Origin of the sequence: Micromonospora sp. NPDC005324 (assembly GCF_040607155.1) — a bacterium.
In the GTDB taxonomy this organism is placed as follows: Bacteria; Actinomycetota; Actinomycetes; order Mycobacteriales; family Micromonosporaceae; genus Micromonospora; species Micromonospora trifolii.
The window spans coordinates 67,520-78,741 of sequence record NZ_JBEXGE010000034.1 but is presented as its reverse complement, the minus strand read 5'-3'; the positions used below and the strand labels follow the sequence as shown (position 1 = coordinate 78,741).

The window sequence follows — 11,222 nt, the reverse complement described above, 5'->3', positions numbered from 1 at the left end:
ACCTGGGCGACGCCCCGGTTGCCGAGCGGGAGAGCCTGGCCGTCTTCGCCGGGCAGGGTGGGCGCCAGTTGGCCTGGCCGACCGCTCACCTCAGACCTCTTCGACCGAGCTCGGCTCGCGCCGGGACAGGTCGATGCCCAGCTCCTCAGCGGCCCGGAACACCTCGTCGTCGGTCTCGCGCATTTCCAGGGCCACACCGTCGCTGGAGAGCACCTCAACGTTGAGGCACAGCGACTGCAGCTCCTTGAGCAGCACCTTGAACGACTCCGGGATGCCCGGCTCCGGGATGTTCTCGCCCTTGACGATGGCCTCGTAGACCTTCACGCGGCCGAGCACGTCGTCGGACTTGATCGTGAGCAGCTCCTGCAGGGCGTAGGCAGCGCCGTACGCCTGCATCGCCCAGCACTCCATCTCACCGAAACGCTGACCACCGAACTGCGCCTTACCACCCAGCGGCTGCTGCGTGATCATCGAGTACGGGCCGGTCGAGCGAGCGTGGATCTTGTCGTCGACCAGGTGGTTGAGCTTCAGGATGTAGACGTAGCCGACCGCGATCGGGTCCGGCAGCGGCTCGCCGGAACGACCATCGAACAACTGCGCCTTGCCGGTACGCCCGATCAGCTGCTTGCCGTCCCGGTTGGGCAGGGTCGACTCGAGCAGACCGGAGATCTCCTCCTCGCGAGCACCATCGAAGACCGGGGTGGCCACGTTGGTGTCGCCCTCGGACTCGTGCGCGTCGATCGAGCGCAGCTGGCGCTTCCAGTCGGTGTCGTCACCCTCGACCTTCCAACCGGTCTTGGCGACCCAACCGAGGTGGGTCTCCAGCACCTGGCCGATGTTCATCCGGCTCGGCACACCGAGCGGGTTGAGCACGATGTCGACCGGGGTGCCGTCCTCGAGGAACGGCATGTCCTCGATCGGCAGGATCTTCGAGATGACACCCTTGTTACCGTGCCGGCCGGCGAGCTTGTCGCCGTCCTGGATCTTGCGCTTCTGGGCGACGTAGACCCGGACCAGCTCGTTGACACCCGGCGGCAACTCGTCGCCGTCCTCGCGGGAGAACGTGCGCACACCGATGACCGTGCCGGTCTCGCCGTGCGGCACCTTCAGCGAGGTGTCCCGAACCTCACGCGCCTTCTCACCGAAGATCGCGCGGAGCAGGCGCTCCTCCGGGGTCAGCTCGGTCTCGCCCTTGGGCGTGACCTTGCCGACCAGGATGTCACCGGGGACGACCTCGGCGCCGATCCGGATGATGCCGCGCTCGTCGAGGTCAGCGAGCATTTCCTCGCTGACGTTCGGGATGTCGCGGGTGATCTCCTCCGGGCCGAGCTTGGTGTCCCGGGCGTCGACCTCGTGCTCCTCGATGTGGATCGAGGTGAGCACGTCCTGCTGCACGAGGCGCTGCGACAGGATGATCGCGTCCTCGTAGTTGTGGCCCTCCCAGCACATGAACGCCACCAGCAGGTTGCGTCCGAGTGCCATCTCGCCCTCTTCGGTGCACGGACCGTCGGCGATGACCTGACCGGCCTCGACGCGGTCGCCCTCGAAGACGACCGGCTTCTGGTTGACGCAGGAGCCGGCGTTGGAGCGGCGGAACTTGTGCAGCAGGTACGTCCGGCGGTGGCCGTCATCCTGGTGGATGGTGACGTAGTCGGCGCAGAGATCCTCGATCACACCACCGACCTCGGCGACCACCACGTCGCCAGCGTCGACAGCGGCCCGGTACTCCATGCCCGTACCCACGAGCGGCGCCTCGGCCTTGACCAGCGGCACCGCCTGGCGCTGCATGTTCGCGCCCATCAGTGCCCGGTTGGCGTCGTCGTGCTCGAGGAACGGGATCATGGCGGTCGCGACCGAGGTCATCTGCCGGGGCGAGACGTCCATGTAGTCGACGGCACCGGGGACGACGTCCTCGGTCTCGCCACCCTTACGACGGCAGAGCACCCGGTCCTCGGCGAACGTGCCGTCAGCCTTCAGGCGCGCGTTGGCCTGGGCCTTGACGAACCGGTCCTCCTCGTCCGCGGTCAGGTAGTCGATCTGGTCGGTGACCCGACCCTCGACGACCTTCCGGTACGGCGTCTCGATGAAGCCGAACGGGTTGACCCGGGCGAAGGTGGACAGCGCGCCGATCAGGCCGATGTTCGGGCCTTCCGGCGTCTCGATCGGGCACATCCGGCCGTAGTGGGACGGGTGCACGTCGCGGACCTCGAAGCCGGCCCGCTCCCGGGACAGACCACCCGGGCCGAGCGCGCTCAGCCGACGCCGGTGGGTCAGGCCCGCCAGCGGGTTGGTCTGGTCCATGAACTGGGACAGCTGGGACGTCCCGAAGAACTCCTTGATCGCCGCCACCACCGGGCGGATGTTGATCAGGGTCTGCGGGGTGATCGCCTCGACGTCCTGCGTGGTCATCCGCTCGCGGACGACACGCTCCATCCGGGACAGGCCGACCCGAACCTGGTTCTGGATCAGCTCGCCCACGGTACGGAGGCGCCGGTTGCCGAAGTGGTCGATGTCGTCGGCCTCGTAGCCGTCCTCACCGGCGTGCAGCCGGCACAGGTACTCCACGGTGGCGACGATGTCGTCCTCGGTCAGCGTGCCGGTGGTGATCGGTACGCCGACTTCGAGCTTCTTGTTGAACTTGTAGCGCCCGACCTTGGCGACGTCGTACCTCTTCGGGTTGAAGAAGAGGTTGTCGAGCAGGGTCTGGGCGTTCTCGCGCGTCGGCGGCTCGCCAGGGCGCAGCTTGCGGTAGATGTCGAGCAGAGCCTCGTCGGCGCCGGCGATGTGGTCCTTTTCGAGCGTGGTCATCATCAGCTCGGACCAGCCGAACTTCTCACGGATCCGCTCGGCCGACCATCCGATGGCCTTGAGCAGGACGGTGACGGCCTGCCGACGCTTGCGGTCGATGCGCACACCGACCGTGTCGCGCTTATCGATGTCGAACTCCAGCCAGGCACCCCGACTCGGGATGACCTTGACGCTGGAGAGGTCGCGGTCGGACGTCTTGTCCGGCTCCTTGGAGAAGTACACGCCCGGAGACCGGACGAGCTGGCTGACCACGACGCGCTCGGTGCCGTTGATGACGAAGGTGCCCTTGGGCGTCATCATCGGGAAGTCACCCATGAACACCGTCTGGCTCTTGATCTCGCCAGTGGTGTTGTTGGTGAACTCCGCGGTCACGAAGAGCGGAGCGCAGTAGGTCAGGTCCTTCTCCTTGCACTCCTCGATCGAGGCCTTGACCTCGTCGAAGCGCGGCGCCGAGAAGGAGAGTGACATGGTGCCGGAGAAGTCCTCAATGGGACTGATTTCTTCAAGGATCTCCGCGAGACCCGAGCGTGCGTGCGGGTCGTCCGCCGACCGGCCCTGCCAAGCCTCGTTGCCGACTAGCCAGTCGAAGGACTCGTTCTGGATGGCAAGGAGGTTGGGGACCTCGAGGTGTTCGGTGATCCTGCCGAATGAAACTCGGCGGGGAGCGAATGCGCTCGACGTACGACTGGTCTTCGCAGGGCGGGAAGCTGCCAAGATGCGTCCTTCCGAGGACCGGTGCTGCAGAACGGCTGGTACGCGTGCACTCCAATGACCCCACCAGAAATATCCGTAAACGGACATTTCCGAGCAGGGGTCAAGTCGGAAGGCAGCGCAAACTAGCAGTGTAGCCGAGAGGCTAACCGCTGTCCAGCCCACCCCGCAGGTTGTTTGCGGAGCACGCCTCGGCCCCCGTCAACCGGGGTCTGCCGGGCCGCTCAGAACGCAACTCCCCACTGGGCCGCTCGGGTGACTGCGGCCGATGGTGCCGCCGCTGTCATACCCACGTCGTGGCCGTCGCAAGCGCGGTGTCTTGCTGGTGTCAGCGTGCCTGGCAGCCCCGGGCCGCGTCAAGGGCCGGTATCCGGGTTGTCCGTTGTTTCCCACTGGAGGGCTACCCGCCACGCTCGTTCGGGTCAAGGGTACCGGTGGTCGGAGCCCAGCTCAGAACCGGTCGCAGCCAGGTCCACCAATACGGCGGGCGGTGATCCGTGTCGGATCACCGCCCGCCGCGACGCGATGGTGTCCCAGCTCATGAGCCGGGTACGCGTTGGTGGAACGTCAGGTCACTTGAGGGTGACCTTGGCGCCTTCACCCTCGAGCTTGGCCTTCGCCTTCTCGGCGGTCTCCTTGTTGACCTTCTCCAGGATGGCCTTCGGCGCGGCCTCGACCGCGTCCTTGGCCTCCTTGAGGCCCAGGCCGGTCAGCTCACGCACGACCTTGATGACCTGGATCTTCTTGCCACCGTCAGCCTCGAGGATGACGTCGAACTCGTCCTGCTCCGGCTCGGCCTCGGCCGCAGCGCCACCGGCACCGCCGGCAGCGGCAATCGCGACCGGAGCAGCGGCGGTGACCTCGAAGGTCGTCTCGAACTGCTTCACGAACTCAGAGAGCTCGATCAGCGTCATCTCCTTGAACGCGTCGAGCAGCTCGTCGGTGCTGAGCTTCGCCATATCTGGCGTCCTTTCCTGATTCTGATAAGTAAGAACTGGTGCGCCGTGGGGGCCTTCAGGCCGCCTCGGCGCCCTCCTTCTCGCGCTTGTCCTGCAGTGCAGCCGCCAGACGGGCGGTCTTCGACAGCGGGGCCTGGAACAGGGCCGCGGCCTTGCTCAGGTTGCCCTTCATCGCGCCGGCCAGCTTGGCCAGCAGCACCTCGCGGGACTCCAGGTCGGCGAGCTTCGTGACCTCGGCCGCGGTGATGGCCTTGCCCTCGAAGACACCGCCCTTGATGACGAGCTTCGGGTTGGCCTTCGCGAAGTCGCGAAGCCCCTTCGCCGCCTCGACGACGTCGCCCGAAACGAAAGTCAGCGCGGTAGGACCGGTGAACAGCTCGTCGAGGCCGGTGATGCCCGCGTCCGTCGCAGCACGCTTGGCCAGCGTGTTCTTCGCGACCGTGTAGCTGGTATCGGCGCCGAGCGAGCGCCGAAGCTGGGTGAGCTGGGAAACCGTCAGACCGCGGTACTCGGTCAGCACGGTGGCGCCCGAGCTGCGGAAGCTCTCGGTCAGCTCAGCGACGGCCGTGGCCTTGTCGGCCCGAATCGGCTTGTCCGCCATGTCCCTCCTCTCTCGTTACTCGAGGCTGGTCCCCGTCTCGGCCGAAGCCGGAACGGGGGCGGAGGCAGCGCGACAACGAAAAAGCCCCGGCGCAGGGCGCACGGGGCGAGGGCCGGCGGATCGTCATGGTCGGCGGACCATACTCACTGCCGAGTTACGCTTGCCGCCCTACGCGGGTCGCCCGTTGTCGCGGGACCTTCGACCGTGCCGAAGCACGGTGACCAGCGGTCTCTGGGTGGATCCTCATCCGCAATAATGCAGATGACGTTTGAAGACTACGCGCCCCCGCCACCTGCGCCAAATCGCCCCTGGTGAGCTGGGTCACCGACCGGTCAGCCTTCGGCCCGCCGCCGCCACAGGTAGGCGCCGACGACCGCGGCGCTCCAGGCCAGCGCCCACCCGCTCAGCCCCAGCACTGTCAGCGTGGCGGCGTCGCCGGCGGTGGTGCGAGCGGCCGCCATGATCGGCGGTGCCAGCCAGGGGGCCACCGAGCCGGTCAGGCCGAACACCACAGCGCCGACCCCGCCGAGGGCCAACACCGCGACGCCGTACGCGGCACCGCCCACCGACGCCCGGCTGGCCAGCGCCCCAAGAGCAACCGCAGCGGGTACGACAAGCAGGTGCGCCCACAATCCCAACGCGAGCCCGACCGGAATCGACCAGGGCGCTCACCGGGTCTCCCCCGCTGCCGGCTCGACCACCGGGTCGGCGGCCTCCGGCTGCTCCGCTGCCAGCGCCCCGGCGACCCCGAGCGACGGCTCGGCGGGTCGGGCGGCACCGGCCGACCGGAGCGACTCGGCAGGTCGGCCCTGGGGTGCGGCGGTGGAGGCGTCGGAGCGTACCCGAAGCACCTGGTGGCCCTCGGCGCGCAACCGGGCGACGGTGCCGGCGACCCGCGCGGCCGGCACCGCGACCTCGACCACCGCGATCGTCTCGTCCGTCGACGACGTCTCCTCGGAGAGCGAACCGTCGGCCACCAACCAGCGGCGCGCTGCCGGCAGCCGGACCGTCTCGCCGCGATGGTCACTGACCAGGACGGACCCGTCGGCGGCTAGCACCTCGGCGATCAGCTCGGGCACCAACTCCCGGGTGGCGGCGTCCAGCCCCTCCCACGGCTCGTCGAGCACCAGCAGGCCAGGCGGGCGCAGCATCGCCTGGGCGAGACCGACCTTCTGCGCGGTGCCCTTGGACAGCTCCGGCAACCGGACTGAACGGAAGCCGGACAGCCCGAGCCGGTCCGTCCAGAAGGTCACCGCCTCGTCGGCCGCAGCCCCGCCCAGCCCCGCCACCCGGGCCATCCCGGTCAGATAGCGGGTCACAGTGAACGGTTGGTCGGCGGGGAAACGCTCCGGCACCCAGCCCACCCGCGCCGGCCGGTCGGCGACCCGGCCCCGGCCCGGCCGGAGGACCCCCGCGGCCACCTGGAGCAGTGTCGACTTGCCCACCCCGTTGCGACCCAGCAGGATCGCGGCCTCGCCGGGACCGATCCGTACGTCGATGCCCTGCAGCACCCACGGCCCCCGCCGGTGGTACCGCAACCAGACGTTCTCCAGCCGCATGGCGTCGAGCCTGCCACACCTTGAACGCGCCGGGGCGCCGCCACGGTCGTGGCGGCGCTCCGGCGGAGCGAACTGTCGACTCAGGCGTCGGCCTGGTCCTCCCGAAGGTTCTTCACCAGGTTCGGGTCGACCGGAACGCCCGGGCCCATCGTGGTGGTCAGGATGACCTTGCGGAGGTACTTGCCCTTCGCCGCGGACGGCTTGGCGCGCAACACCTCGTCGAGCACCGCGGCGTAGTTGTCCACCAGCTGGGTCTCCGTGAAGGAGGCCTTGCCGATGATCAGGTGCAGGTTGGAGTGCTTGTCCACCCGGAAGGTGATCTTGCCGCCCTTGATGTCCGACACCGCCTTGGTGACGTCCATGGTCACCGTGCCGGTCTTCGGGTTCGGCATGAGACCGCGCGGGCCCAGGATCCGCGCGATCCGGCCGATCTTGGCCATCTGGTCCGGCGTGGCGATCGCCGCGTCGAAGTCCAGCCAACCACCCTGGATGCGGGCGACCAGCTCATCGGTGCCCACCTCGTCCGCACCCGCGGCGGCGGCCTCTTCGGCCTTCGCGCCGCTGGCGAACACGATCACGCGGGCGGTCTTACCGGTGCCGTGCGGCAGGTTGACCACACCGCGGACCATCTGGTCCGCCTTGCGGGGGTCGACGCCGAGGCGCATGGCGACCTCGACCGTGGCGTCGAACTTGACGTTGGTGGTCTCCTTGGCCAGCTTCACGGCCTCGGTGGGGGTGTAGAGCTTCGACCGGTCGATGACATCGGCGGCCTTGCGGTAGCTCTTGCTGCGCTGCATTGCTGATTACTCCTGTGGTCTCTGGCGGGCTCGCTCGGCGCGAACCCTCCCACGGTCGGGTCGAAGGCCGGGGCCGACGTCAGTCGTTGACGGTGATGCCCATCGACCGGGCGGTGCCGGCGATGATCTTCTCGGCCTGGGCGATGTCGTTGGCGTTGAGGTCTGCCATCTTCTTCTCGGCGATCTCACGCAGCTGGGCGCGGCTGACCGAGCCGACCTTCTCGGACTGCGGAACACCCGAACCCTTCTGCACACCGGCGGCCTTGATCAGCAGCCGGGCAGCGGGCGGGGTCTTCAGCACGAACGAGAAGGACCGGTCCTCGAACACGCTGATCTCGGCGGGGACGATGTCGCCCCGCTGAGATTCGGTCTGCGCGTTGTAGGACTTGCAGAACTCCATGATGTTCACGCCGTGCTGGCCGAGCGCGGGGCCGACCGGCGGCGCCGGCGTGGCCTGGCCCGCCGGCAACTGAAGCGTGAACGTCTTGACGAGCTTCTTCTTCGGAGGCATGTCACTTCCTGGGGCTTGGAGCTGGGAAAATGCGGCTGTCGCCGCCCTCGGGCGCGCACGGTCAGCGCGGTGCGACAGCGGCGACATTCAAGAGTAGCGCAGGCCGCAGCCCACTCGTCCGCCGAGGTCGAGCGAGAGCGCGTACGCCGACGTCGGCGGCGGGCCGGGCCCGCCGCCGACGACCAATCAGATCTTGGCGACCTGGTTGAAGTTGAGCTCTACCGGAGTCTCGCGACCGAAGATCGACACCAGCACCTTGAGCTTCTGCTGGTCGGCGTTGATCTCGCTGATCGTGGCCGGCAGCGACGCGAACGCGCCGTCGGTGACGGTGACGGAGTCGCCCACCTCGAAGTCGAGGACCTTGATCTCCGGCTTCGCCTTCTTCTGCTCCGTCTCGACCGCCGGCGCCAGCCACTTCAGCACCTCGTCGAGCGAGAGCGGAGCGGGCCGGTCGGCCCGGTCGGTCGCGCCGACGAAGCCGGTCACGCCCGGGGTGTTCCGGACACAGGAGTAGGACTCGGCGGTCAGCTCCATCCGGACCAGGATGTAGCCCGGGAAGACCTTGGCCTGGATCTGCGAACGCTTACCGTTCTTGACCTCGATCTCTTCCCGGGTCGGCACCTCGACCTGGTAGATGAAGTCCTCCATGTCGAGGCTAACGATCCGGGTCTCGAGGTTCGTCTTGACCTTGTTCTCGTAGCCGGCGTACGAGTGCACCACGTACCAGTCGCCCGGCGCGTAGCGCAGCTTCTGCCTCAGCTCCGCGACAGGGTCGTAGTCCTCGTCCGGTGCGGGCTCGGTCGTTGGGAACTCCGGCTCGCTGGCGGCCTCGACCGACTCGTCATCAGCCGCCGTCGCGACCGTGGACTGCTCGTCCACCGGTCCGGCGGTCTCGTCGTACTCAGGCACGCTCGCTCACTTCCGTCACTATGGCTGGAGGCAGCCGGTCAGTCCGAGTTGCCAAAGACAAACAACACGACCTTGGCGAAGCCGAAGTCCAGCACACCCACGATCGTCAGCATCACCGCGACGAACGCCACCACCACGGCGGTGTAGGTCAGCAACTCCTTGCGGGTCGGCCAGATGACCTTACGCAGTTCGGCTACGACCTCGCGGAAGAACCGGGCGATGCGGCCGAAGACGCCCACCCGACCCGTTTCCGACCGCGTGGTCGGTCGGCTGTCCGCCGACTCCGCCCGGGCACGGGACCGCGTGGCGGTGCCTCCCCGGGAAACCGGCTCGTCCGCGCCGGAGGCGTCGTCGTCGGCCACGTCGTCGACGATCTCGTCGTCCAGACGATCGTCGCCGTCGTCGTCGCGCCGCTTGTTGTCGGCCACTTCGCCCTCCGTCGCGGAATCTGGGGTCGCACGCCGAGCGGCGTACGCGGCGCTGGTCACGCCGGCCGGACCCAACCGTCCCGCGACGGGCCGCGGCCGGTGGATCACCCGGAGGGCCCGACTGCCTCGGACCACCCCGCCGATTCCACCACCACGGGCCGGACGCCGCCAAGCTGGCGGCGCGACCCACGGGAACGGTCAGGCCTGAGGCGCAGGGGTGACAGGACTTGAACCTGCAGCCTGCGGTTTTGGAGACCGCTGCTCTGCCAATTGAGCTACACCCCTATGTGGCAACACTCGCCCCACGCGGCCACAGACGACCGAGCAGGGGTCACTTGCCCCACGGCGGACCAGTGTACGGGTAGCCGCCCGACTTTCCCAACCGGTCTCTCCGCCACGCGTGGCGGGCTCGGTTCAGCGCGCCGTCCGGATGGTTGCCCGCGCCTGGGACAGCACCTTCTCCCCCAGGCAGGTGGCGGTCACCTCGAGTCGGGTGAGACCGTCCTCGGTCACCTCACGGACCCGCGCGGTGACCTCGATCTCGGTCCCCTGGTCGTCGTCGGGGACCACCACCGGCCGGGTGAAACGCACGCCGTACTCGACCACCGCGTCCGGCGAGCCGGCCCACTCGGTGACCGCCCGGCCGACCAACGCCATGGTGAACATGCCGTGGGCGATCACCCCGGGCAGGCCCACAGTGGTGGCCACCCGGTCGCTCCAGTGGATCGGGTTGAAGTCGCCCGAGGCGCCGGCGTAGCGGACCAGGTTCGCACGGGTCACCTGAAACACCTGTGCTGGCAACTCCATCTCACGCCTCCCCGCGAATGACATACCTGGCCCAGACCGCGACCACGGGTTCCCCGCCGACGGTGCTCACGTCGGTGCGCGTGGTCAGGAAGCCGTGCCCACCCCTGGTGCTGACGTCCTCGATGGTGTTGGTGCAGACCAGCTCGTCGCCGGCGACCACCGGCCGGGTGTACGCGAACCGCTGGTCGCCGTGCACCAGGCGGCTGTAGTCGACACCCAGGGCCGGGTCCTCGATGATCTGGCTGCTCGCGGCCATCGTCACGATCACCGGAAAGGTCGGCGGGGCCACCACGTCGGGGTGGCCCAGCGCCCGCGCGGCCTCCGGGTCGTGGTGGGCCGGGTCGGTGGAGCCGATGGCGCTGGCGAACTCGCGGATCTTTTCTCGGCCCACCTGATAGGGGGCGGTCGGCGGATACGTCCGGCCGACAAAGGAAGGGTCCAGAGGCATGCCGCGAACCTACACGGAAAGCCCAAACGCCGACCTGATCGGCAGGCGGCGGCGGAGCCGCGCCAAACCGGTCAGATCGGCGATTGAGAAGCTTCGACAGCGGCCGGCTGAGGCCGGCCAGCGGTCAGCGGGTCTCGCGGTGGACCGTGTGCCGACCGTCGCGCGGGCAGAACTTCTTCAGCTCGATGCGGTCGGGGTCGTTGCGCCGGTTCTTGCGCGTGATGTAGTTGCGCTCCTTGCACTCCACACACGCCAAAGTGATCTTCGGCCGGACATCGGTAGCCTTCGCCACGGCGGAGTGCCTTCCTCGCTATCGGAAACAACTACGACGCGCCAGCCTAGACGCTGACAGCGCGGACATGCAAAGTGGGCGCCAGAAGCGCCCATTTTCTTACGACCACCGGCAACGAGCCCGGAAGACGAGAGTAGCGGTGGCCGGACTTGAACCGGCGACACAGCGATTATGAGCCGCTTGCTCTACCATCTGAGCTACACCGCTGCGATGGGTCCAGCTGAACCCTCGAGCCCCCTTACGGAATCGAACCGTAGACCTTCTCCTTACCATGGAGACGCTCTGCCGACTGAGCTAAGGGGGCCTGCGCGATCTCCCCGTAGGGCGCGCAGGAGTAAGAATACACGGCCCGGCTCGACAGGTGAAATCGGATCCCTGGTGATCGTCCGCGC

Annotated in this window: 12 protein-coding genes and 3 tRNA genes; all 15 read right to left on the bottom strand. The window is 68.2% G+C overall.

Annotated elements, in window-relative coordinates; translation table 11 throughout:
- Positions 1 to 90: 90 nt before the first annotated feature.
- The gene (locus tag ABZS40_RS28335; protein ID WP_354946526.1) at positions 91 to 3,522 is read right to left on the bottom strand and encodes a DNA-directed RNA polymerase subunit beta; all 3,432 of its coding nucleotides are present in this window, start codon (positions 3,520 to 3,522) and stop codon (positions 91 to 93) included.
- 569 nt (positions 3,523 to 4,091) lie between these two features.
- Positions 4,092 to 4,478, bottom strand: coding sequence for a 50S ribosomal protein L7/L12 (gene rplL / locus ABZS40_RS28330; RefSeq protein ID WP_354946525.1), 387 nt, complete (start codon positions 4,476 to 4,478; stop codon positions 4,092 to 4,094).
- A gap of 55 nt (positions 4,479 to 4,533) precedes the next feature.
- Entirely contained in the window at positions 4,534 to 5,079 is a 546-nt protein-coding gene (gene rplJ / locus ABZS40_RS28325; RefSeq protein ID WP_112584808.1) for a 50S ribosomal protein L10, read from the bottom strand.
- Positions 5,080 to 5,411: 332 nt separating this feature from the next.
- On the bottom strand, positions 5,412 to 5,717 hold the full coding sequence (locus tag ABZS40_RS28320; RefSeq protein ID WP_354946524.1) for a hypothetical protein: 306 nt from the start codon (positions 5,715 to 5,717) through the stop codon (positions 5,412 to 5,414).
- A 30-nt stretch (positions 5,718 to 5,747) separates the two neighbouring features.
- Positions 5,748 to 6,638 carry an ATP-binding cassette domain-containing protein gene (locus ABZS40_RS28315; protein WP_354946523.1) on the bottom strand — a complete coding sequence of 297 codons (891 nt, stop codon included), beginning with the start codon at positions 6,636 to 6,638 and terminating at the stop codon, positions 5,748 to 5,750.
- Positions 6,639 to 6,718: 80 nt separating this feature from the next.
- Positions 6,719 to 7,435 (bottom strand): 50S ribosomal protein L1, encoded by a 717-nt coding sequence (gene rplA, locus ABZS40_RS28310; RefSeq protein WP_238667528.1) that lies wholly within the window; start codon positions 7,433 to 7,435, stop codon positions 6,719 to 6,721.
- 79 nt (positions 7,436 to 7,514) lie between these two features.
- Positions 7,515 to 7,946, bottom strand: a complete 432-nt coding sequence (gene rplK, locus ABZS40_RS28305; protein WP_354946522.1) for a 50S ribosomal protein L11 — start codon at positions 7,944 to 7,946, stop codon at positions 7,515 to 7,517.
- 186 nt (positions 7,947 to 8,132) lie between these two features.
- Positions 8,133 to 8,855 carry a transcription termination/antitermination protein NusG gene (gene nusG, locus ABZS40_RS28300; RefSeq protein WP_354946521.1) on the bottom strand — a complete coding sequence of 241 codons (723 nt, stop codon included), beginning with the start codon at positions 8,853 to 8,855 and terminating at the stop codon, positions 8,133 to 8,135.
- 38 nt (positions 8,856 to 8,893) lie between these two features.
- The gene (gene secE, locus ABZS40_RS28295; RefSeq protein WP_030329860.1) at positions 8,894 to 9,283 is read right to left on the bottom strand and encodes a preprotein translocase subunit SecE; all 390 of its coding nucleotides are present in this window, start codon (positions 9,281 to 9,283) and stop codon (positions 8,894 to 8,896) included.
- A gap of 212 nt (positions 9,284 to 9,495) precedes the next feature.
- Positions 9,496 to 9,568, bottom strand: a tRNA-Trp gene (locus tag ABZS40_RS28290).
- 129 nt (positions 9,569 to 9,697) lie between these two features.
- Positions 9,698 to 10,090, bottom strand: a complete 393-nt coding sequence (locus ABZS40_RS28285) for a MaoC family dehydratase (protein ID WP_354946520.1) — start codon at positions 10,088 to 10,090, stop codon at positions 9,698 to 9,700.
- Between the two features lies 1 nt (position 10,091).
- Entirely contained in the window at positions 10,092 to 10,538 is a 447-nt protein-coding gene (locus ABZS40_RS28280) for a MaoC family dehydratase N-terminal domain-containing protein (RefSeq protein ID WP_354946519.1), read from the bottom strand.
- A gap of 124 nt (positions 10,539 to 10,662) precedes the next feature.
- Positions 10,663 to 10,830 carry a 50S ribosomal protein L33 gene (gene rpmG, locus ABZS40_RS28275; protein ID WP_007073056.1) on the bottom strand — a complete coding sequence of 56 codons (168 nt, stop codon included), beginning with the start codon at positions 10,828 to 10,830 and terminating at the stop codon, positions 10,663 to 10,665.
- 134 nt (positions 10,831 to 10,964) lie between these two features.
- A tRNA-Met gene (locus ABZS40_RS28270) sits at positions 10,965 to 11,037 on the bottom strand.
- A gap of 24 nt (positions 11,038 to 11,061) precedes the next feature.
- Positions 11,062 to 11,134, bottom strand: a tRNA-Thr gene (locus tag ABZS40_RS28265).
- Positions 11,135 to 11,222 lie beyond the last annotated feature (88 nt).

Bases quoted from the DNA above. Each gene is read 5' to 3' on its own strand.
- ABZS40_RS28285 (WP_354946520.1), bottom strand. From the start codon at position 10,090: ATGGAGTTGCCAGCACAGGTGTTTCAGGTGACCCGTGCGAACCTGGTC.
- rplL (WP_354946525.1), bottom strand. From the start codon at position 4,478: ATGGCGAAGCTCAGCACCGACGAGCTGCTCGACGCGTTCAAGGAGATG.
- ABZS40_RS28280 (WP_354946519.1), bottom strand. From the start codon at position 10,538: ATGCCTCTGGACCCTTCCTTTGTCGGCCGGACGTATCCGCCGACCGCC.
- rplJ (WP_112584808.1), bottom strand. From the start codon at position 5,079: ATGGCGGACAAGCCGATTCGGGCCGACAAGGCCACGGCCGTCGCTGAG.
- rplK (WP_354946522.1), bottom strand. From the start codon at position 7,946: ATGCCTCCGAAGAAGAAGCTCGTCAAGACGTTCACGCTTCAGTTGCCG.
- ABZS40_RS28315 (WP_354946523.1), bottom strand. From the start codon at position 6,638: ATGCGGCTGGAGAACGTCTGGTTGCGGTACCACCGGCGGGGGCCGTGG.
- rplA (WP_238667528.1), bottom strand. From the start codon at position 7,435: ATGCAGCGCAGCAAGAGCTACCGCAAGGCCGCCGATGTCATCGACCGG.